Source organism: Halothermothrix orenii H 168, from assembly GCF_000020485.1.
Lineage (GTDB): Bacteria > Bacillota > Halanaerobiia > Halanaerobiales > Halothermotrichaceae > Halothermothrix > Halothermothrix orenii.
Window position 1 is genome coordinate 219,597 of sequence record NC_011899.1, and the last position, 20,930, is coordinate 240,526.

Consider the following 20,930-nt stretch of genomic DNA (forward strand, 5'->3'; position numbering starts at 1 on the left):
ACAGAATTTATTCATAATATATTAAGGTGATGAAATTAGTTACGGGGGGATGATTGTGAAGAAAAAGGATATAGAAGTTAAAGTAATGGATACAGATTTGCTGATTATTGGTGGAGGGACGGCCGGGTGCATGGCTGCCATCAGGGCAAAAGAGTTAGATCCTGATGTAGACGTATTAATTATGGAAAAGGCTCATATAAGACGGAGTGGTTGTCTGGCCAGTGGTATGAATGCCATCAATGCCTATTTAAATCCGGGTGAAACTCCGGAAAGTTTTGTCAGGTATGTCAGGGCAGATGCTATGGGGCTTGTTAGAGAGGATTTACTTTTGGGTATGGCCCGGAGATTAAACCAGGTAGTACATAAGGTTGAATCATGGGGCCTACCGATTGAAAAGGATAAACAGGGAAATTATGTACCCCGGGGCCGGTGGAATATAAAAATAAACGGGGAATCACTCAAACCTATTATTGCCGATAAGGCCATTGAATCCGGAGCCAGGGTTTTAAACAGGGTTACGGTTACCAATCTTATAACCACAGAGGATGGAAGTGTTATGGGAGCCATGGGCTTTGGAATTCGTGATGGGGTGTTTTATGTGGTAAAGGCCGGGGCTACCATAGTGGCTACCGGGGGGGCGGCCGGTATATATAAACCGAATAATGATGGATCAGCCCATCATAAAATGTGGTATTCCCCCTTTAATACTGGGGCCGGTTATGCAATAGGCATCAGGGCTGGAGCCGAGATGACATCCTTTGAAATGAGGTTTATTGCCCTGAGGACCAAAGATGTCATTGCTCCGACAGGAACCCTGGCCCTGGGATTTGGGGCAACCCAGGTTAACGCCCGGGGGGAAAGGTTTATGGCAAAAAAATTCAGACACCTCGGTTCTGAAGGGGCTCCAACTCCCATCAGGGTTTATGGTCCAACCCGGGAGATAAAAGAAGGAAGAGGTCCGGTTTTTATGGATACCACCCATTTGTCTGAGGAAGAGGTAAGGGATTTAAAGAAATCATATTTAAATATGTATCCCGATATTGTTTTGTTCTGGGCTGCAAATAAGATTGATCCCGGCCAGGAACCCCTTGAAATCCAGGGTACAGAACCGTACCTGGTAGGGGGGCATGCCCAGGCCGGTTACTGGATTACAGAAAAAAGAGAAACAACCCTGCCGGGTCTTTATGCAGCCGGTGATGTGGCCGGAGGTGCCCCGTATAAATTTGTCAGTGGAGCCTGGGCTGAAGGAGAAATCGCTGCCGAAAATGCCCTTGAATATCTCCGCAACAATTATTACAGAGAAGATAAAAAATATGTTGCCCAGGTTATCGAACGGGAAATAATGAGGGTATATGCCCCGCTGAGGAGAAGGGATGGGGTTAAGGCTGAGGAAATGGAAGAACGACTCCAGAAAATAATGGACCAGTATGCTGGAGGGGTAAGTCGGTATTATGAGATGAATGAAGATGAGTTAAAACTGGCCCGAAAATTACTTAAAAAGATGCGGGGTCAGGTAAAATATCTCAGAGCTGAAGACTACCATAAGCTAATGCTCTGTCATGAAGTGCTTGATAGACTGGATGTTGCCTCAGTTCTGGTTGAACACCTTTTATATAGACGGGAAACCAGGTGGCCTGCCTATCAGAGCAGAGTTGATTACCCGGATAGAAATGATCGGGAGTGGTTAAAGTTTGTAAATAGTCGACTTGAAGGTAATAAAGTTAGTATTATAGAAAGGCCCTATAAACAGATAGTTCCTGGAGACAGGTATTTACCCTGAGGGGTAGCCAGAATAATTTTAGATAAGGAGGTTAAAACTATGGGTATCAGGATAGATAAAGGGAAGTGCACGGGATGTCCGGGAAGGGATGAACCACCCTGTGTCAAGTATTGCCCCGGGAACCTTATTGTTATTGCCCCGGAAACTAAAAAGGCCCGCATCCGGGGGCAGAGGGATTGCTGGGATTGTATGGTCTGTGTTAAATCATGTCCCTTTGGAGCCATAGAAACCAGGTTACCCTTTCAACTGGCCGGTTTTGGAGCCAGTTTGAAACCAGAGGTAGCTAAGGATAAAATTGTCTGGAAGTTAAAGGATGCCGATGGAAATACAGAAATCTTTGAAGTCTTAACAAAAAAGGTATAAATTCATTGAGCAGCCAGAAACAAATTAAAATAATCATATATAACAGCATATAATAAATATTAACAATTTAATAAACGACCTATATCTATAAAATACAAAGGAGGTTATTTCCCATATATTTTATCAGTTTATTTGTCGTTTCAATTCTGCCCGGTATTTTGTGGGTCTGGTATTTTTACCGCCAGGACAGATATGATCCGGAACCCCTCAGTTTAATCATCAGGGATTTTATCTGGGGGATTTTAATTGTTATTCCCATTAGTATTATTGAATCACCATTCAGCCGGTTTTTAACCCCTGATACTCCCTTGCTTATTCTCTTTTTTTCCTCGATTATATTTGTGGGTCTGGTTGAAGAAGGGGGGAAATCACTGGTTACCTACCGTCTCCATTACCGAAACACTGAATTTGATGAGCCTGTTGATGGTATTATTTATGGTATTACAGTAGGACTGGGGTTTGCGGCAGCCGAAAATCTTTTTTATACGATTATGTTTGGCTACCAGGTTGGACTTATCAGGGCGGTGGTTACCAGTCTGGCCCATGCTTCCTTTACCGGTATATTTGGTTATTACCTTGGTCAGGCAAAAATAAAAGGGAACCAGGGGCTGATATTAAAGGGTTTTATTCTGGTAAGTATCCTCCATGGACTTTATGATTTTTTTGTCATAGGTCAGATAATGGGTTTTGTAACTACCGTCCTGGTAGTGGTGGCTCTGCAAATATATCTGGCTTCTTTAATACGGTTAACAACAGAAAACTCTCCTTTTAAATAACCTCCACTCAGGTCAGATTCATTGTCGAAATCAATAAAAAAATATAAAGACCAGGCAGGATTTTTACCTTTTAACTTGAATATAAGAAAGGGTCTATAATTAATGGCCCTATAATATAGTTTCTGTGGAGGGATATTAAAAATGGCCAGCAAAGAATATGATGTAATCATTGTAGGAGCCGGGCCAACCGGCATTTTTACTGCATTGGAGTTAATTAATAAGGAATCTGATCTTAAGGTAGTAATACTGGAAAAAGGGAATAATTTAAAAGATAGAGAATGTCCGATGAATGTCAAAAATACTAACTGTGTTAAGTGTAAGAGTTGTTCAATAGTTTCCGGCTGGGGAGGAGCCGGGGCTTTCAGTGATGGGAAATTATCACTGTCACCGGATATCGGTGGTCATTTAGATGAATATATAGGCAAAGAGAATTTGTCTGAACTTATTAAGTATGCTGATAAACTTTATTTGAAATTTGGAGCTCCTGACCGTATTTTTGGAGTTGATAGCGATAAAGTTCAGGATATTAAGGAAAAAGCGGTTAAAGCTAACTTAAAATTTATACCCGCCAGGTTAAGGCATTTAGGCACCGGTTATAGTAAGACTGTCCTCCAGGCCATGCAGGACTTTATAGCTGAAAAAGGAGTAGATATCAGGTTCGGGGTTAATGTAAAAGAATTACTGGTGGAGGATGCGACAATAAAGGGAGTTAAAACTAAAGAAGGGGAAATTATTTATGGTGATTATGTAGTAACAGCTCCAGGTCGGGAAAATGCTGAATGGTTAACCCTGGAAGCAGAAAGGCTGGGGATTGAGACCACTATCAACCCTGTTGATATCGGCGTCAGGGTTGAGTGTCCGGCTGTAATTACCAAAGAGCTAACAGACAATATATATGAATCAAAGTTAATTTACCAGACCCCGACTTTTGATGATAAAGTCAGGACCTTCTGTATGTCACCATATGGGCAGGTGGTTAATGAAAATAATCAGGGCCTTATCACCGTAAACGGGCATAGTCATGCTGAAATTAAAACCGAGAACACCAATTTTGCCCTTCTGGTCAGTAAAACATTTACTGAACCCTTCCATGAACCCATTACCTATGGTAAAAATATTGCTAAACTGGCCAATCTACTAGGTGGTGGGGTGTTGGTACAGAGGCTTGGTGACCTCCTCGATGGACATCGATCAACCCCGGAAAGGATTGCCCGGGGAATCGTGGAACCAACCCTGAAGGAGGCTACACCGGGTGATTTAAGTCTGGTATTACCATACCGCCATCTTAAAGATATTATTGAAATGATTGAAGTCCTTGATAACCTGGCTCCGGGGCTGTATTCGCGGGATACCTTACTATATGGGGTAGAGGTTAAATTCTATTCTTCACGCCTTGAGGTCAATGATGAGATGGAGACCAGAATTAACAATCTGTATGCCGGTGGAGATGGTGCCGGTATTACCCGGGGTTTAATGCAGGCTTCGGTTTCAGGTATTCTTATTGCCAGGAGTATTCTTAATAAAGTATAAAAGTATAATAGATAACCGGGCCGGGCTTATATGTATACGGATTTTGAGCCAGAGGCCTGGTTTTTATTTTTAACACAATTTTTTTAAGGTATTATAAGTTGATAAAAATGGATAGAGCCCGGCTAATGTTATAGCATTTGCCTTATAAATGTATAGTTAGACATGGATAGAAATGAAAGGGGAAATAACTCATGTCTGGGTGCCGGGGAGTATTCAGTAACATAACATGGAAAGCAGGTCTTAACGAAATCTATCACAGGCTTTATAAAAAATTCGGTCCCCAGCACTGGTGGCCCGCTGACTCCCGGTTTGAAGTTATTATCGGAGCAATTTTGACTCAGGCAGTTAGCTGGCAAAATGTTGAAAAGGCTATAGAAAATTTAAAAAAACATAAGGTCTTATATCCTGAAGAATTGTTACATCTGGAAGAGGAAATACTGGCGAAGATGATAAAACCGGCCGGTTATTATAATATGAAGGCCAGAAAAATTAAAGCCTTTATTAACTTTTTGTTTGAGGACTACGGGGGAAGTCTTGATGAAATGTTTCAGGAACCCCTTTCAAAAATCAGGGATAAACTGCTTGAGGTTTACGGCATAGGGCCTGAAACCGCTGATTCTATATTATTGTATGCTGGGGAGTTTCCTGTTTTTGTAATTGATGCTTACACAAAGCGTATTTTTAGCCGGATTGGTTATATAGAGGAAAACATAGGTTACCATACCTTGCAGAAAATGATTATGGACAACCTGCCTGCCAGAACCGGGATATACAATGAATACCATGCTCTTTTAGTGGCCCTGGGAAAAGAAATATGTAAAAAGAATAACCCCCTGTGTGAAAAATGTCCCCTTAACAGGAAATAAAATATATAATATTTTGACAATATAATATTTTTTTGGTTAATTATAAAATAATTTATAGAAATATATTGTATTTTTTAGTAAAATATGATATCATGGTTTAAAAATCACAATATATAGAAAATAAGGGGGAAATGTAGAGAGGGGTAGATTATGAGTCAAATTTTTGTTACCAAGGAAAAAAAGTATGAAGAGCTTCTGGACAAGCTAAGGAACAGAGCCCGTAGATATAACCTTTGCTCAGAAGAAGTTGTAGAAATAAGTCAGGAAATTGATGAGTATGTCTTAAAAGCAATGAAGAAGTACAGTGCTCAGGTAAGCTAGTGTTGGGGAGAACTTGGACAGGCTTCCCGTTTTACAGGGAAGTTCTTTTTTTGTGCTGAATAGAATTCTTTATGTTTCCTATAATACTGTAAATATCATAATAATTGCAAAAAAGCACCCGGCAGGGGTGCTTTTTACATATTTATAAAATTTTTTAGTTTTATAAAATTTTTCAGTCGAAAACATTAAAAATTAATAGTATTAAATTAATAGTATTAAAATATGTAAAATATAGTATTAAAATATGTAAAATAATAAATGGTCTGGCTGCTGGGATTTGAACCCAGGACCTCTGCCTCCCGAAGGCAGCGCGCTACCAAACTGCGCCACAGTCAGACATGACATTAGCTAGTATTATTTTATCCTTATATAGTATAACATGAAAATCTAATTTGGTAAAGGGGGGGATTGCTGAAAATCAAAAACTCCTTGACAGGGGATGTTATTTATGTTATATTCTTTATTAAACTAAAGTAATAAAATATTAAAGTATTAAAGGATGATATAAAAATGACAGAGAATATTTTAAATTCACCGGGGGGAATGAGGAGTTATCTTGATTCAATAGCATTTCAACTGGAAGAGATCCAGGATAGAATAAAAGGTGTATTTAGACAGTGGGCCTATAGACCAATAATTACCCCTACTCTGGAATATTATGAGTCCCTAACTACCGGTATCGGCGAGAAATATAAAAAACAGATGTATAAGTTTATAGATTATGAAGGTAATATTTTAGCCCTGAGACCGGAGATGACGGCTCCTATTGCCAGGACGGTAGCCAACAAAATAGATGAGCTGTGCCTGCCACAACGCTTATCATACCGGGCTCCGGTTTTCAGATACGAAGAACCACAGACCGGGAAAAACCGGGAAATATACCAGATAGGGGTTGAATTAATCGGAGAAAAGAGCCCGGGAGCTGATGCTGAAGTTATCATGCTGGCTGTTGAATCCCTTAAAAGTAGTGGTTTAACTGATTTTCAGATTGATATAGGCCATGCCGGGTTTTTAAATGGGGTTATTGAAGAATTAAAGGTCACAGATAGTCAGGGGGAACAGATTAAACGATGGTTAAATAAAAAGGATATGGTCAGTATAAGGGATTTTACCAGTAGAGTGGAGATTAAAAATATTAATAAATTACTGGGAATAGTCCGTCTGAGAGGCAAAAAAGAGGTGCTGCAAAGGGCAAAAAGACTGATCAATAATGATAAATCAAAAAAAGCTCTAAAGGATTTAGAACTGGTCTATGAATACCTGTGCGATTATGGAGTAGATAATTATGTTAATTTTGATCTGACCCTGATCAGGGGTTTTGAATATTATACCGGTATTGTCTTTGAAGCCTTTACCGAAAATCTTGGTTATACCATCTGTGGGGGAGGCAGGTATGATAGCTTAATATACCAGTATTGTGGAAAAGAGATTCCGGCTATTGGTTTTGCCATTGGAATTGAAAGGGTCAGGCTGGGTCTTTTGAATCAGGGTCAGGAATTGGAGACACCAGAGATTGATGTTATGGTTGTTTTTTCATATCAGGCCAGAAAACCAGCCCTTGAGGCGATAAAAAAATACAGGAAACAGGGGTTAAATGTTCTTCAGATTGAAAAAGAAGAGGTGGATCAAGAATTTATTAAAAAACACCTGAAAACAGGGGTTAAAAAAATTATTTCATTCTGTGAATACTCCAGTAACCAGAAAATTAAAGTTATTGATGACAGGGGAAACATCGAGCTATTGACACCCGGGGGTGATTTGCCATGAAATCAGTTATTACAGCCCTTCCCAAGGGAAGATTGATGGGAGAGGTTATAGATATCCTTAAACAAAGTGGGTTTATATCCAATAATATTGATATTAATACTTTATCCAGGCAGCTGGTTTTTCATGATAAAAAAACCCGTAATTCTTTTTTGCTGGCCAAACCTAAAGATGTCCCTGTATATGTGGAACACGGGGCGGCAGACCTGGGGATCACCGGTAAGGATGTCCTGTTAGAACATGGTCGTAATTTATATGAAATGGTTGATCTTGGGGTCGGTAAATGCAAACTGGTAGTAGCTGTTCCCGAGAGTAAAGGTTATAAAAGCCTGGCCGATATACCAGAATATAGCCGGGTTGCTACATCCTATCCTGAAATTGTTAAGAAGTTTTTTCAGGGAAAGGGTATTCAGGTAGAGGTTATAAAACTCAATGGTTCTGTAGAACTGGCTCCCCTGGTAGATCTGGCTGATGTTATTGTAGATATATCTTCTACAGGAACCACTCTGAAAAAAAATAACCTTATACCTATGGAGACAATTGTAACCTCATCAGCCCGTTTAGTAGTTAATAATGTGAGTTATAAAATTAAACATAAGCAAATAAGTGAGTTAATCAATAAAATCAATGAGGTGGTCAAGAGTGGAAATACTGAGATATCCAGAAAATAAGGACAGGATTAAAGAGATAGCAAAAAAGAGGGCTGATTTTATTGATGAAGATAAATTAAAATCAGTCCAGGAGATTGTTAACAGGGTTAAGGTAAGAGGGGATGAAGCCCTGTTTGAATATACCCGCAAATTTGACCGGGTTAACCTTAAAAAACTTAGGGTGAGTGAGAAAGAGATTGAAGAAGCCTATCAGAGTGTTGACAAGGGTTTTCTCCAAGATTTAAAACAGGCAATAAATAATATTGGTGATTATCACCGGAAACAGTTAAAGGAAAGCTGGTTCAGCCATGATCGGAAGGGGAATATCATGGGTCAGTTAATAAATCCTGTACAGCGGGTTGGAGCCTATGTCCCCGGAGGGCGGGCCCCTTATCCTTCTTCAGTAATAATGACCGTTATTCCGGCCAGGGTGGCCGGGGTAGATGAAGTGGTAGTGGTAACTCCACCTGATAAAGAGGGTAAGGTCAACAGTTATACCCTTGTAGCTACAAGAGAGGCAGGGGCTGATGAAATATACAGGGTCGGGGGAGCCCAGGCGGTAGCTGCCCTGACCTATGGTACTGAATCTATTAAACCTGTAGAGAAAATTGTGGGACCGGGTAATATTTATGTGACTCTGGCTAAAAAGATGGTATCAGGTATTGTTGGTATCGATATGCTGGCTGGTCCCAGCGAAATTATGATTCTGGCTGACGAAACAGCTGAGCCGGAGTATATAGCCGCTGATCTCCTGTCACAGGCAGAACATGATCCTCTGGCAGCCCCGGTGTTTGTTACCCCGGACTGGAAATTGGTTGAAGAGGTTATTTCTCACCTGGAAAACCAGATGAAAGATCAGCCCCGCCGGGAGACTATGGCAAAATCCTGGGAAAATCAGGGATTAATAATAATTGTTGAAGATATTAAAACTGGACTGGAAATGGTAAACCTGTTTGGCCCGGAACACTTTGAGCTGATGGTTGAAGACCCTTTTAAGTACTTACCGGATATTAAAAACGCCGGTGCCATATTCCTGGGGAAATATTCACCCGAACCCCTGGGGGACTATGTAGCCGGTCCGAATCATGTTTTGCCGACCGGAGGTACTGCCCGTTTTTCTTCACCATTAAGTGTTGATGATTTTATAAAAAAATCTAGCCTTATCTTTTATTCCAGAGAAGGTTTTAATGAAGTAGCAGGGGGGGCTATTTCCCTGGCCCAGAAAGAGGGATTTAACGGTCATGCCAGTTCGGTTTCCATCAGATTAGGACGGTGATTATCCTGATTTAACCTGAGTAAATTTTAGAACTATATTTCAGGGTTCTAATAATTTATGTTTCTGGTCGCAAAAATAGGTGACTTATCTAGGAAAATTATTTTAATGAAAACTTAAAGAAAGGCAGCTGGTTTACCGTGGTTGAAATAACGAGAAAAACAAAGGAGACAAAAATAAAACTAAATCTTGACCTGGATGGACAGGGAAGGGCAAAGATTAATACAGGTATAGGTTTTTTTGATCATATGCTGGAATTGTGGGCAGTTCATGGTTTTTTTGACCTGGTGTTGTCTGTTGAGGGGGATCTGGAAGTTGATGGGCATCACACTGTGGAAGATACTGGGATTGTCCTTGGGGAAGGACTTAAAAAAGCCCTTGGTAATAAAGCTGGCCTTAAGAGGTATGGGAATGTTATTATCCCAATGGATGAGAGCCTGGTCCTGGTTTCCCTTGACTTAAGCGGTCGTCCCTATTATGAAGATGATCTTGTTTTTAACAGGACTCAGGTCGGGGGGTTTCCAGTTGAACTCCTGGAAGAATTTTTCCGGGCTCTGACCAATAATGCTGGAATTACTCTTCATATAAAAATGTTAAGGGGAAAGAATACTCACCACCTGATTGAAGCCTGCTTTAAAGGTTTTGGTCGAGCCCTGGATGTAGCATTGACCGGAGAAGAAAGGTTAAATAATACTCCCCTGTCCTCCAAAGGTTCTCTGGGGGAGGGTGGTTAAAAGTGATTGTTGTTATTGATTATGGTATTGGAAATCTGGGGAGTGTTGTTAAAGCCTTTAAATATTTAGGTGTTCCTGTGAAATTAACAGCCAGCCCTGATGAAATCAGGGAAGCAGATGGAATAGTCTTACCCGGAGTCGGGGCCTTTGGACATGGGGTTGAGAATTTAGAGAAATATAACCTGAAAAGGGTTATCAGGGAACTGATAGAAGAAGGAAAACCGTTTTTAGGTATATGCCTGGGTATGCAGCTACTATTTTCCGGTAGTGAAGAGGCCCCGGGAGTTAGAGGACTGGGTATAATTAAAGGGATTGTCCAGAAGTTTGACCCCTCAAACGTGGGCAAAATACCCCATATTGGCTGGAATAAAGTTAATATTATTAAAGAAGACCCTTTATTTTATAATCTCAATACCTCTCCTTATCTTTACTTTGTTCATAGCTTTTTTGCCCGGACATCGGAAGGGGATAATATCATCGGGGAAACCTGTTATGGGAAACAGAGATTTGTCTCCGTTGTCAGGTCAAACAATGCCTGGGAAATACAGGGTCACCCAGAAAAGAGTAGCCGGACGGGTTTGAAGATTCTTCAAAATTTCAGTGAGGTGGTTAACAGGTGGAAGTAATACCGGCAGTTGATATAAAAGATGGTAGTTGTGTCCGTCTTAAAAAAGGTGACTTTAATAAAAGGCGGGTCTACAGTACCAGTCCAGTAGATGTGGCTCTGTACTGGGAAAAGCACGGGGCTTCCCGTCTCCATATTGTTGACCTTGATGGGGCTAAATCGGGCTGGCCCACACACCTTAAGACAATTAGAGAAATTGCTTTAAGGGTTAATATACCGCTGCAGGTTGGAGGGGGTATCAGGTCCCTTAAGGTAATAAAAAAATACCTGGATTCCGGTGTTGACAGAATTATCCTGGGGACGGTGGCCCTTAAAAACCCGGAGCTGGTTAAAAGGGCCCTTGATAATTTTGGTTCAAACAGGATCGTGGTCGGGGTTGATGCCAGAGGTGGTAAAGTAGCTACAGAAGGCTGGCTTAAAACCAGTCAGGTTACTGTAGAGGATATAATATCTGAGATGGAAGAAGTGGGAGTAAAAACCTTTATTTATACCGATATCAACAGGGATGGTATGTTAAAAGGCCCCGATATTGAAGGAATAAAAAGGGTGTTAAAATCAACTAAAGCCAGAATTATAGCTTCTGGAGGTATTTCGTCTCGCCAGGACTTAATTAACCTGAAGGCCATAGGTATTAAAGCGGCTATTGTAGGGAAGGCCCTTTATGAAGGCAATTTGCCTCTGGAAGTGTTAAATCAATATCCGTGAAGTGTATACATATATAAGAAAATGGGGGAGAAGGTATGTTAACAAAAAGAATCATACCCTGTCTTGATGTTAAGGGTGGAAGGGTTGTTAAGGGGGTAAATTTTAAAGATTTAAGGGATGAAGGTGACCCGGTGGAATTGGCCAGGTATTATGACAGAGAAGGGGCCGATGAACTGGTATTTTTAGATATTACAGCCTCTGCTGAGAACAGGGGTATTGTCATCGATATGGTAGAAAAAACAGCTGCCAGTGTTTTTATTCCCTTTACAATAGGTGGGGGTATCCGGACCATATCTGATATGAAAGCCATTTTAAACGCAGGGGCAGACAAGGTTTCCATAAATTCAGCAGCGGTCAAAAATCCCGGTTTAATAGCTGAAGGAGCCAGGGTTTTTGGCAGTCAGTGTATAGTGGTAGCCATTGACTGTTGCCGGAAAAATGGTAACTGGGAGGTTTATATTAATGGTGGTCGTACTGTCACCGGCCTTGATGCCATAAAATGGGCTCAAAAGGTTGAGGAACTGGGGGCTGGCGAAATTTTGCTTACCAGTATGGATGCTGATGGAACTAAAGATGGTTATGATACAGAATTACTGGCTGCTGTTTCTACAGCTGTAGAAATACCGGTTATTGCTTCAGGTGGGGCCGGAATGCCAGAACATTTACGTGAGGCTATTGTTGAGGGTCAGGCCGATGCTGTTCTGGCTGCCTCAATTTTTCATGAAAAAACATATTCAGTTAGTGAAGTAAAAGAGTACCTGGCAGGTCATGGAATCCCGGTCAGGATAGAATAGGAATGGGGGTATTTAATGAAAGTAGATTTAGAAAACCTCAACTTTGATGACAGGGGTCTAATTCCGGCTGTTTTACAGGATGTAGAAAGCCGGAAGGTTTTAATGGTAGCCTATATGAACAGAGAAGCCCTGGTTAGAACCCTGGAGACAGGAAAGGCCTGGTTTTACAGTCGTTCCCGGCAAAAATTATGGTTAAAAGGGGAGACATCAGGTAATTATCAGCTGGTTAAGGAAATAAGGATTGACTGTGATTCCGATACCCTTCTGGTCCTGGTTAAACCCGAAGGACCTGCCTGTCACACCGGTCATGAATCATGTTTTTACCGGAATATACTAACAGAAAAGGGAAGAGATCAGGGCCGGAAACATCTGATTGACCTAGATTTTATTAAACGGCTTTTTGAGTTAATTAAGGATAGAAAAATAAATCCTACTCCGGGGTCTTATACTTCATATCTTTTCAGGGAAGGTATTGATAAAGTATGTAAGAAGATAGGGGAAGAGGCCGCTGAAGTAATTATTGGTGCTAAAAATAAATCAAAACAGGAAGTTATTTACGAAAGTGCTGATCTTATTTATCATCTTCTGGTTTTAATGGTTATAATGGATACCACCCCGGGAGAGGTAATAAATGAGTTGAAAAAAAGGCATAAGGAGTAGTCCTGTCCGGGCAGTCAGGTGTAAGGTTTTTAATAACCTTAAGGGGACTGCCCGGTTTTTTTAATTAATATCTTGATTGAAAATTTATTTATCTCTGGACTCCCGGTAAATTAATATGGACTCTGGGAGCTTAAATACTTTGTAAACTGTTCCCGGGTTTGCTGGATTTCCCGGGGGTTAGCCTGTTGGAGCTTGTAAAAACCTTCGGCAAACATGGCGTTAAATATATTACGGGTACAGTCGTGGGTTTCATCGAGAATAAACCTCAGGTCCTGATATAGCTCAAGGTGACTGGCTTCCCGGGTAAACACATTATAATTATCGGTAAGATATTTCTCCAGGGCCAGAATATCATTTATCCAATCCCGGTCATTCATTTCAGGGCCTTTAACCTGTGGTACAGTACTGGTCTGAGAATTTTTGATGGTTTTACTTTGATAGGTTGTCATATTCATGGAAGGTAACTCCTTTCATATCCAGTATTCAATTAATTTTGTTTCATATGAACATCTAATACGCCTTTTTAATAAATTAAGGTAAGGTCTTATTGGGATCAACATGTCTGAGTAAGGTCTGATAGTGTCTCTGATGCATCATGCCAGCCTGCTCAATGGCCTGTTTTAGCCTTGGATTCAGGCATTGTTGAGAGGCATGGAAACATTTTTTCATGGCCAGAAGTTCCCAGGACATGGCGTCTTTGAGGTATAACAGGTCCTTGTTACTAATAAAAGAGGGTGGTTCCGTCATTACCGGTTGACTTATCTGGTTCTGATTGTTATACTGTTGCAATATAATACCACCTTTCATAAAATATTATAGTGATTTTATGGTTCTGTATTTATTTTTTTATAATAACATAAATTAATGTTAGTAATTAATGGAATTATTCAGATAATAATCTGGGAGTCTTACCATAAGACAAATCCTGATATAAAGCAGGAAAAACTATTAACTCCTAGAATATGAATATAGGGTAAGCAGGGAGATGTTTTCTATATGAAAAATCTTGATTATGATTCCGGTATTTATTTACTGGAAATATTCTTACATAAACCTAAAAAAATTGAAGTAGGTAAAAAAGGTGAGTTTACTTTTCCACCTGGTTATTACTATTATGCTGGCACTGCCCAGAAAAATCTTCAGGCCCGCCTGGAAAGACATAAAAGGAGGGTTAAAAAATACCACTGGCATATTGATTATCTCCTGGGGGCTGCCAACCTGTTATCTATCTATACCTGGGAAGTGAAGCGGGAAGGGGAATGCCACCTGGCCCGTTATTTAATTGATAAACTTAACGGTGAAATAATAGTACCGGGATTTGGCTCCAGTGACTGCCGGTGTAAAACCCACCTGGTTTTTTTTCCGCAGAAGGTTACTAAAAATGAGATACCTGATAATGATTTTTTTGACTAAGGATAATTTAGTTTTATCAGGTCAGTATTTTGAATACTGATATAAGAATAATTTATAGAATGATATAAAAAAGAAGGATATATTAATATATTTATAAATAAAATAGACTTAGTAACAGGGAGTGGTATTGTTGTCTGATAGCAGTGATATTCTGACAGGATTAAATCCTGAACAAAAGAAAGCTGTAGAACATTTTGAAGGCCCCCTGTTGATTTTAGCGGGGGCCGGTAGTGGGAAAACCAGGGTGTTAACCCACCGCATTGCATATCTAATTGAAAATTATGGTGTTAATCCCCTTCAGATACTGGCAGTAACCTTTACCAATAAGGCTGCCGGTGAGATGAAGGAGAGGGTTGATAATCTTCTGGGAGGAATGGCTGGAGACCTCTGGGTCAGCACCTTTCATTCATTATGTGCCCGTATTTTACGGAAAGAGATAGGTAAGATCGGTTATGATAATAACTTTGTAATCTTCGATACCGATGACCAGCAGAAATTAATATCCAGGATTTTAAAAGAATTAAATCTCGATCCGAAAAAAACCAGGCCAAGGGCTATCTTATCTGAAATTAGCAGGGCCAAAAATGAGTTAATTGATCCCCGGTCCTATGCCAATAATGTTGGTGATTACTTTCAGGATATAACAGCCCGTATTTATCCCCTGTACCAGGAAAGGCTTAAGGAGAGCAACGCTCTTGATTTTGACGATTTAATTATGAAAACCATTGAGGTTTTTGTGGACAACCCCATGGTTTTAGAGTATTACCAGGAACGATTCAAGTATATCCTTGTTGACGAGTACCAGGATGTTAACTTTGCCCAGTATAAACTGGTTCAACTCCTGGCCAATAAATACCGGAATCTCTGTGTTGTCGGTGACCCCGACCAGGGAATATACGGTTTCCGGGGGGCTGATATTCGTAATATCCTTAATTTTGAGGAAGATTACCCGGAGGCCAGGGTTATAAAGCTGGAACAGAACTACCGCTCCAAAGAGAAAATATTAAAGGCTGCCCATCATGTCATCCGCAATAATACAGCCCGTAAGGAAAAGCGTCTCTGGACAAAACGGGGTAAAGGTGAAGATTTGAAGCTTTATGTGGCTTTTGATGACAAAGATGAGGCTTCCTATGTCTGCCGGAAAATAAAAGAATTAAAGAGGGAGAAAAATTATAAATTTAGTGATTTTGCTGTGCTCTACCGTACCAATTCCCAGTCCCGGTCTGTAGAAGAGATGATGGTTAAGTATGCCATACCTTACCAGATTGTTGGTGGATTTCGGTTTTATGACCGGATGGAAATTAAAGATATTCTGGCCTATCTCAGGGTTATCTATAATCCATCCGATGAAGTCAGTTTATTGCGGATTATTAATCGTCCTAAAAGGGGCATAGGGCAGGGAACCATTAGCAAGTTATCAAGATATGCCAGAGAGAGGGGGATAAGCCTGTATAAGGCTGGAACAGAGGCAGAATCTAACCCTTATCTTACCGCTTCTTTTAAAAAGAGGGTTAAAGCCTTTTTTGACCTTCTTGAGGAACTGAGGGAAAAAAGTGAAACCTTAAGTATTGATACGTTAACCCATCAGGTAGTGACCAGAACGGGGTACCAGCGTGAACTTAATGAAGAAGGTACCCAGCAGGCCCGAAACCGGCTGGAAAATATCCAGGAGTTATTTTCAGTGATTGAGGAGTTTATGAAGGGTAATGAAAATAAAACTCTGGGTGCTTTCCTGGAAGAAGTATCACTCATTTCTGATGTAGATAATATGGAGGATAATCAGAATGTGGTTACCCTGATGACACTCCATTCTGCCAAAGGGCTGGAATTTCCAGTTGTTTTTATTATCGGAATGGAAGAGGGTTTATTCCCTCACGCCAACTCCATGATGGATCATGAAGAACTGGAAGAAGAGAGGCGATTATGTTATGTTGGTATAACCAGGGCCAGGGACGAACTATATTTGACTAGGGCCCGGGAGCGGATGAGGTTTGGTCAACGGAAACCCTACCCCCCTTCCAGGTTTTTAGATGAAATTCCTCCACAGTTATTTGAGGATAATAATGATAAAAAAGAGGAAATATTGGGTAATATAAAAGAGAAAGAAAGTAAAACCGGAGAATATAAAGTAGGAGATACAGTGGTTCACCCCAGGTGGGGAAAAGGACAGATTGTAGGTGTCAGGGAAAACAGGGGGCTTGAGCTTAAGATAAACTTCGGAAAAGGGAAGGTGAAAACTCTTCTGGCCGAGTATGCCCCCATTCAGAAGGCTTAATCACCGGAAAACTTAACCACTAGAAGACTTAACCATGAGGAAAGGCAGGTGGGATTATGGCCAGTAAAGTAGAACAGGAAATAAGGGATTTAAGGGAGAAGATACGGTATCATGAGTACCGGTATTATGTTCTAGATGACCCGGAAATATCTGATGCTGAATTTGATGAATTGATACAGAGGCTTATTGATCTGGAGGAAAAGCACCCTGGCCTGGTGACCCCGGATTCTCCTACTCAACGGGTCGGTGGAGAGCCTCTTGATAAATTTGATAAAGTAGAGCACCGGGTTCCCATGCTGAGCCTTGGTAATGCATTTAATGAGGGTGATTTAACGAATTTTGCCAGGCGGATTTACCGGCTCCTTGATACAGGCAAAATAGACTTCGTGGTGGAACATAAAATCGATGGGTTATCAGCGATATTAACCTATCAGGGTGGTAGGTTGATCCGGGGAGCAACCCGCGGTAATGGAGTGGTGGGGGAAGATGTTACCGCCAATATAAAGACCATCCCTTCTGTACCCCTCAGGTTAAAAAAAGATGTTGATATCGAAGTCCGGGGTGAGGTATATATAAAAAAAGATGATTTTAGTAAATTAAATGAAAGGAGATTGAAGAAGGGAGAAGAACCCTTTGCTAATCCCCGGAATGCAGCGGCAGGTTCAATTAGACAGCTTGACCCCAGGCTGGCTGCCGCCCGTCCCCTGTCCTTTATTGCCTACGATGTAGTTGCCTATGAAGGAGAAGGTTTACAGACCCATGTCGGGGCCCTGGAATTACTCCGGGAGCTTGGTTTTAAGGTGAACTGGTATCGTAAATGTGATGATATTACAGAGGTAGTAAATATTTGTAAGGACTGGGTGGATAAAAGAGAAGAATTACCCTTTGAGATAGATGGTATGGTTATTAAGGTCAATGAACTGGGTCTGAGAGAACAGCTGGGAGCTACTGCCAAAAGCCCCCGCTGGGCCATTGCTTATAAATTCCCTGCCCAGCAGAAGACAACTGTTGTTAAAGATATTATTATTTCGGTAGGCCGGACCGGGGCCTTAACACCGACAGCTGTCCTGGAGCCTGTTGAGGTTGATGGTTCTACAGTCAGCAGGGCAACTCTCCATAATGAAGATGAAATAAGGAGAAAAGATGTTAGAATAGGGGATCATGTCCTGGTTCAAAAAGCAGGTGATGTCATCCCTGAAGTGGTTAAGGTTATAAAGAGTAAACGGGATGGCAGTGAACAGATATTTCACATGCCCGAAACCTGCCCTGCCTGTGGTGGGGAGGTTGTGAGGGAAGAAGGTGAAGCTGTTTTAAGGTGTGTTAATGTGACCGGGTGCCCTGCCCAGAGACGGGAAGGAATTCTTCACTTTGTCTCCCGGAATGCCATGAATATTGATGGCGTGGGGCCAGCCCTGATAGACCAGCTTTTAGAAAAAGGGTTGATAGAAGATTATGCTGATTTATATTACCTTAAAAAAGAGGATTTGATTCCTCTGGAAAGAATGGGGGAAAAATCAGCTACTAATGCCATTGAGGCTATCAGGGCCAGTAAGGACAGGCCTCTCTTTAGAGTTATTTTTGCCCTGGGGATCAGGCATGTCGGTCTGGGGGTAGCCCGGGTTTTAACTGAAAAATACCGGTCATTGTCTGATTTAATGAGGGCATCCGGGGAAGAACTGGTGGCTATTGATGAAATTGGTCCTACTATAGCCCGGAGTATTATTGAATTTTTTAAGGAGCCCCATAACCGGGAGGTTATTAATAAATTAAAAGAAGCCGGGGTGAGACTTGAGGAGAAGGAAAATGGAAAAGAAGAGCAGAATTTATACCTGTCAGGAAAAACATTTGTCTTTACCGGTAAATTAGATGGTTTTACCCGGAGTGAAGCCAGAGATAAGGTTATAGCAGCAGGAGGAAAGGTTACTTCAAGTGTCAGCCGGAAAACCGACTATGTAGTGGTCGGAGATAGTCCCGGTTCCAAATATGATAAAGCCCGGGAGTTGGGGGTAACTATTTTAGATGAAGATAAATTTAAAGAAGTGTTAAAAGCGGGGGATAATAATGGTTAGGTTATCACTGGGTATATCTCTGGTTATGGTTGTCATTCTTCTGGCAACGAAAAGTTCTCATTTGTGGCCGGGTACTTTTTTCTTCCTGGTTCAATTGGTATTAATATCACTGGTGGGGTTATTAACCAGATATATCCGGCGGAAAAGGAGGATGTTATCCCTGATTCCGGTCCTCGAGCTTTTTAAAAAGTTCTTTTCAGTAATGTTTCCACTATGGATTGGACTTGCTTTAATTGATAGACTGAATGAACTTGCCGGGAGAGTATTTATTTTAATTTTCTTCATAGGTTTTTTTGCCCTGTCAATGATTCTACTTTTACAGATATTAACAGACGATGATTTGCTGGATCGTTTTTAATAAACTTAATTTTACTTGGTTATTAGTTTTTTATAATTAATTATCTTCAGCCCGGAACCGTCCGGGTTTTTTGAAAAGACCTTTAGTTTTATTTGCAGGGTGGGGATAGTTTTGGACCATATGAGCCGTTAAACTCCCTCAGTCAGACAAAAAATTGGGAACCAATAATTAATATATATTTAGTTAGACATTTATGTAAATAACAATAAAAAGGGGTGAAAAAGAGATGATTAAGAAAGAAGAAGTGGAGAAAATAGCTGGACTTGCCTATCTTAAATTATCAGATGAAGAAAGAGAGACTTTTACCAGGCAACTCGGTGATATTTTAGACTATGTAGAAAAACTAAATGAGCTTGATACTGATGGGGTTGTACCTACTGCTTATACTGTGCCCATGAAGAATGTCCTCAGAGATGATAAAGTAGGTTCATCAATTCCCAGGGAAGAGGCACTTGATAATGCGCCCGACAAAAAGGATGGTCTGTTCAGAGTACCCAGTATCATAGGTGAATAAAAAGGAGGTTATGTAAATGGAATTATATGATCTTACAATCCATGAGTTGCGGGATCTGCTGAGGAAAGAAGAAGTTTCCCCGGAAGAAGTTTTAGATAGTTTTTATAAAAGAATAGATGAGGTTGAAGATAAAGTTAAAGCCTATGTGACCCTTACCAGAGATGAAGCCAGAAATAGTCTTGCCAGTCTTAAGGATGGAAGACTGGCCGGTATTCCCCTGGCCATTAAAGATAATATTTCCACCAGAGGTATTAAAACCACCTGTTCTTCTAAAATACTGAACAACTATAAACCTCCATATGATGCTACTGTTGTTAAGAGATTAAAGGAAGAGGGGGGTATTACCCTTGGTAAAACCAATATGGATGAGTTTGCCATGGGTTCATCTACTGAAAACTCTGGTTTTTATCCTACCCATAACCCCTGGAATTTAGACCATGCTCCCGGGGGCTCAAGTGGTGGTTCTGCAGCAGCTGTGGCTGCCGGTGAAGCACCAGGTGCCCTTGGCTCTGATACAGGTGGTTCTATCCGTCAGCCAGCTGCATTTTGTGGTGTTGTGGGGTTAAAACCAACTTATGGTTGTGTTTCCCGTTATGGACTGGTGGCTTTTGCTTCTTCTCTGGATCAGATTGGACCTATTACAAAAGATGTGACTGATTCTGCCCTGTTATTGAATGTTATAAGTGGTCATGATCCGATGGATTCTACCTCTGTGGACCGGGAGAAGGAGGATTATACTACATACCTGAAAGACGATGTCAAAGGTATGAAGATTGGTCTACCGGAAGAGTACTTCTCCCTTGATTTTAATTCTGAAGTTAAAGATAAAGTTATGTCAGCTGTAAAAGAGCTTGAAAAAGCAGGGGCCATTGTAGAAGAAGTTAGCCTTCCCAATATTGAGTACGCCCTGGCTGCTTATTACATCATTGCTCCGGCTGAAGCCAGCTCCAACCTGGCCCGTTATGATGGAGTAAGGTATGGTTACCGGAGTGAGAACGGTGATAGTGTCAGGTCCATGTTCACCAATACCAGGAGTGAGGGTTTTGGTGATGAAGTCAAGAGGAGAATTATGCTGGGAACATATGTCTTAAGTTCCGGGTATTATGATGCCTTTTATTTGAAAGCCCAGAAAGTAAGGACCCTTATTAAAGAGGATTTTGAAAGGGTCTTTAAGGACTATGATGTTTTGATTTCACCAACAACCCCGACCACAGCATTTAAGCTGGGAGAAATGACTGATCCCCTTGAAATGTATCAATCTGATGTCTTTACAGTTCCGGTAAATATTGCCGGGATACCTGCTATTTCTGTTCCCTGTGGTTTTGACAGTAATAATCTTCCCATTGGACTCCAGATAATGGGACCCCATTTCGGGGAAGGTAAGATTCTTCAGACTGCCTATACCCTGGAACAGGCTCTAAACATGAAGACAAAAAGGCCTAAGTTATGATAAAGTGGAG

The 20,930-nt window shown here is 41.0% G+C and carries 22 protein-coding genes and 1 tRNA gene; 20 read left to right on the forward strand and 3 right to left on the reverse strand.

All coding sequences use genetic code 11. The features are described 5' to 3' along the window. The first annotated feature begins 49 nt into the window (after positions 1-49). The 6 genes from HORE_RS01175 (at position 50) to HORE_RS12625 (ending at position 5,636) form a co-directional block, all read left to right on the forward strand. The gene (locus tag HORE_RS01175) at positions 50-1,780 is read left to right on the forward strand and encodes an adenylyl-sulfate reductase subunit alpha (RefSeq protein WP_041605735.1); all 1,731 of its coding nucleotides are present in this window, start codon (positions 50-52) and stop codon (positions 1,778-1,780) included. Positions 1,781-1,819: 39 nt separating this feature from the next. Further along, positions 1,820-2,143 carry a 4Fe-4S dicluster domain-containing protein gene (locus tag HORE_RS01180; RefSeq protein WP_012635172.1) on the forward strand — a complete coding sequence of 108 codons (324 nt, stop codon included), beginning with the start codon at positions 1,820-1,822 and terminating at the stop codon, positions 2,141-2,143. A 158-nt stretch (positions 2,144-2,301) separates the two neighbouring features. Beyond that, positions 2,302-2,919: a PrsW family intramembrane metalloprotease gene (locus HORE_RS01185; RefSeq protein ID WP_012635173.1), complete on the forward strand. Its 618-nt coding sequence runs from the start codon at positions 2,302-2,304 to the stop codon at positions 2,917-2,919. A 141-nt stretch (positions 2,920-3,060) separates the two neighbouring features. Then, positions 3,061-4,449 carry an NAD(P)/FAD-dependent oxidoreductase gene (locus HORE_RS01190; RefSeq protein WP_012635174.1) on the forward strand — a complete coding sequence of 463 codons (1,389 nt, stop codon included), beginning with the start codon at positions 3,061-3,063 and terminating at the stop codon, positions 4,447-4,449. A gap of 191 nt (positions 4,450-4,640) precedes the next feature. Then, positions 4,641-5,315: an endonuclease III domain-containing protein gene (locus HORE_RS01195; RefSeq protein ID WP_012635175.1), complete on the forward strand. Its 675-nt coding sequence runs from the start codon at positions 4,641-4,643 to the stop codon at positions 5,313-5,315. 150 nt (positions 5,316-5,465) lie between these two features. Beyond that, complete coding sequence (locus tag HORE_RS12625; protein ID WP_083762887.1) at positions 5,466-5,636, forward strand: aspartyl-phosphate phosphatase Spo0E family protein; 171 nt, start codon at positions 5,466-5,468, stop codon at positions 5,634-5,636. 259 nt (positions 5,637-5,895) lie between these two features. On the opposite strand, the gene HORE_RS01200 is transcribed toward HORE_RS12625, so the two are convergent. After that, a tRNA-Pro gene (locus HORE_RS01200) sits at positions 5,896-5,972 on the reverse strand. A gap of 174 nt (positions 5,973-6,146) precedes the next feature. On the opposite strand from HORE_RS01200, the gene hisZ reads away from it, so the two are divergent. The 8 genes from hisZ (at position 6,147) to hisIE (ending at position 12,841) form a co-directional block, all read left to right on the forward strand. After that, entirely contained in the window at positions 6,147-7,403 is a 1,257-nt protein-coding gene (gene hisZ, locus HORE_RS01205; protein ID WP_012635177.1) for an ATP phosphoribosyltransferase regulatory subunit, read from the forward strand. Beyond that, complete coding sequence (hisG, locus tag HORE_RS01210; protein ID WP_012635178.1) at positions 7,400-8,071, forward strand: ATP phosphoribosyltransferase; 672 nt, start codon at positions 7,400-7,402, stop codon at positions 8,069-8,071. The genes hisZ and hisG overlap by 4 nt, the downstream gene beginning before the upstream one ends. Next, on the forward strand, positions 8,043-9,326 hold the full coding sequence (hisD, locus tag HORE_RS01215; RefSeq protein ID WP_012635179.1) for a histidinol dehydrogenase: 1,284 nt from the start codon (positions 8,043-8,045) through the stop codon (positions 9,324-9,326). Before hisG ends, hisD begins: the two co-directional genes overlap by 29 nt. Positions 9,327-9,463: 137 nt before the next feature. Further along, complete coding sequence (hisB, locus tag HORE_RS01220; RefSeq protein WP_012635180.1) at positions 9,464-10,057, forward strand: imidazoleglycerol-phosphate dehydratase HisB; 594 nt, start codon at positions 9,464-9,466, stop codon at positions 10,055-10,057. Between the two features lie 2 nt (positions 10,058-10,059). Then, positions 10,060-10,683 carry an imidazole glycerol phosphate synthase subunit HisH gene (hisH, locus tag HORE_RS01225; protein WP_012635181.1) on the forward strand — a complete coding sequence of 208 codons (624 nt, stop codon included), beginning with the start codon at positions 10,060-10,062 and terminating at the stop codon, positions 10,681-10,683. Continuing rightward, the gene (gene hisA, locus HORE_RS01230; protein WP_012635182.1) at positions 10,674-11,387 is read left to right on the forward strand and encodes a 1-(5-phosphoribosyl)-5-[(5-phosphoribosylamino)methylideneamino]imidazole-4-carboxamide isomerase; all 714 of its coding nucleotides are present in this window, start codon (positions 10,674-10,676) and stop codon (positions 11,385-11,387) included. Before hisH ends, hisA begins: the two co-directional genes overlap by 10 nt. A gap of 35 nt (positions 11,388-11,422) precedes the next feature. Further along, a complete protein-coding gene (gene hisF, locus HORE_RS01235) occupies positions 11,423-12,181 on the forward strand; it encodes an imidazole glycerol phosphate synthase subunit HisF (RefSeq protein WP_012635183.1) in 759 nt (252 codons plus the stop codon). A 15-nt stretch (positions 12,182-12,196) separates the two neighbouring features. After that, the gene (gene hisIE / locus HORE_RS01240; RefSeq protein WP_012635184.1) at positions 12,197-12,841 is read left to right on the forward strand and encodes a bifunctional phosphoribosyl-AMP cyclohydrolase/phosphoribosyl-ATP diphosphatase HisIE; all 645 of its coding nucleotides are present in this window, start codon (positions 12,197-12,199) and stop codon (positions 12,839-12,841) included. Between the two features lie 110 nt (positions 12,842-12,951). On the opposite strand, the gene HORE_RS01245 is transcribed toward hisIE, so the two are convergent. Together HORE_RS01245 and HORE_RS01250 are read right to left on the reverse strand one after the other, a co-directional pair. Next, positions 12,952-13,296, reverse strand: a complete 345-nt coding sequence (locus HORE_RS01245) for a spore coat protein (RefSeq protein ID WP_012635185.1) — start codon at positions 13,294-13,296, stop codon at positions 12,952-12,954. A 76-nt stretch (positions 13,297-13,372) separates the two neighbouring features. Then, positions 13,373-13,630, reverse strand: coding sequence for a ferritin family protein (locus HORE_RS01250; RefSeq protein WP_041605741.1), 258 nt, complete (start codon positions 13,628-13,630; stop codon positions 13,373-13,375). A gap of 207 nt (positions 13,631-13,837) precedes the next feature. On the opposite strand from HORE_RS01250, the gene HORE_RS01255 reads away from it, so the two are divergent. From HORE_RS01255 to gatA, 6 genes are all read left to right on the forward strand, one after another. After that, complete coding sequence (locus HORE_RS01255; protein WP_012635187.1) at positions 13,838-14,254, forward strand: GIY-YIG nuclease family protein; 417 nt, start codon at positions 13,838-13,840, stop codon at positions 14,252-14,254. Between the two features lie 127 nt (positions 14,255-14,381). Next, positions 14,382-16,529 carry a DNA helicase PcrA gene (gene pcrA / locus HORE_RS01260; RefSeq protein WP_012635188.1) on the forward strand — a complete coding sequence of 716 codons (2,148 nt, stop codon included), beginning with the start codon at positions 14,382-14,384 and terminating at the stop codon, positions 16,527-16,529. Between the two features lie 56 nt (positions 16,530-16,585). After that, the gene (ligA, locus tag HORE_RS01265; protein WP_012635189.1) at positions 16,586-18,598 is read left to right on the forward strand and encodes an NAD-dependent DNA ligase LigA; all 2,013 of its coding nucleotides are present in this window, start codon (positions 16,586-16,588) and stop codon (positions 18,596-18,598) included. Then, entirely contained in the window at positions 18,591-18,956 is a 366-nt protein-coding gene (locus tag HORE_RS01270; RefSeq protein WP_012635190.1) for a hypothetical protein, read from the forward strand. Before ligA ends, HORE_RS01270 begins: the two co-directional genes overlap by 8 nt. A 226-nt stretch (positions 18,957-19,182) precedes the next feature. Then, positions 19,183-19,470 carry an Asp-tRNA(Asn)/Glu-tRNA(Gln) amidotransferase subunit GatC gene (gene gatC / locus HORE_RS01275; RefSeq protein WP_012635191.1) on the forward strand — a complete coding sequence of 96 codons (288 nt, stop codon included), beginning with the start codon at positions 19,183-19,185 and terminating at the stop codon, positions 19,468-19,470. A 16-nt stretch (positions 19,471-19,486) separates the two neighbouring features. Further along, positions 19,487-20,920 (forward strand): Asp-tRNA(Asn)/Glu-tRNA(Gln) amidotransferase subunit GatA, encoded by a 1,434-nt coding sequence (gatA, locus tag HORE_RS01280; protein WP_012635192.1) that lies wholly within the window; start codon positions 19,487-19,489, stop codon positions 20,918-20,920. Positions 20,921-20,930 lie beyond the last annotated feature (10 nt).

Coding starts and splice junctions, on each gene's coding strand:
- HORE_RS01175 (WP_041605735.1), top strand. CDS start 50: ATGATTGTGAAGAAAAAGGATATAGAAGTTAAAGTAATGGATACAGAT.
- HORE_RS01180 (WP_012635172.1), top strand. CDS start 1,820: ATGGGTATCAGGATAGATAAAGGGAAGTGCACGGGATGTCCGGGAAGG.
- HORE_RS01190 (WP_012635174.1), top strand. CDS start 3,061: ATGGCCAGCAAAGAATATGATGTAATCATTGTAGGAGCCGGGCCAACC.
- HORE_RS01195 (WP_012635175.1), top strand. CDS start 4,641: ATGTCTGGGTGCCGGGGAGTATTCAGTAACATAACATGGAAAGCAGGT.
- HORE_RS12625 (WP_083762887.1), top strand. CDS start 5,466: ATGAGTCAAATTTTTGTTACCAAGGAAAAAAAGTATGAAGAGCTTCTG.
- hisZ (WP_012635177.1), top strand. CDS start 6,147: ATGACAGAGAATATTTTAAATTCACCGGGGGGAATGAGGAGTTATCTT.
- hisG (WP_012635178.1), top strand. CDS start 7,400: ATGAAATCAGTTATTACAGCCCTTCCCAAGGGAAGATTGATGGGAGAG.
- hisF (WP_012635183.1), top strand. CDS start 11,423: ATGTTAACAAAAAGAATCATACCCTGTCTTGATGTTAAGGGTGGAAGG.
- hisIE (WP_012635184.1), top strand. CDS start 12,197: ATGAAAGTAGATTTAGAAAACCTCAACTTTGATGACAGGGGTCTAATT.
- HORE_RS01245 (WP_012635185.1), bottom strand. CDS start 13,296: ATGAATATGACAACCTATCAAAGTAAAACCATCAAAAATTCTCAGACC.
- HORE_RS01255 (WP_012635187.1), top strand. CDS start 13,838: ATGAAAAATCTTGATTATGATTCCGGTATTTATTTACTGGAAATATTC.
- ligA (WP_012635189.1), top strand. CDS start 16,586: ATGGCCAGTAAAGTAGAACAGGAAATAAGGGATTTAAGGGAGAAGATA.
- HORE_RS01270 (WP_012635190.1), top strand. CDS start 18,591: ATGGTTAGGTTATCACTGGGTATATCTCTGGTTATGGTTGTCATTCTT.
- gatC (WP_012635191.1), top strand. CDS start 19,183: ATGATTAAGAAAGAAGAAGTGGAGAAAATAGCTGGACTTGCCTATCTT.
- gatA (WP_012635192.1), top strand. CDS start 19,487: ATGGAATTATATGATCTTACAATCCATGAGTTGCGGGATCTGCTGAGG.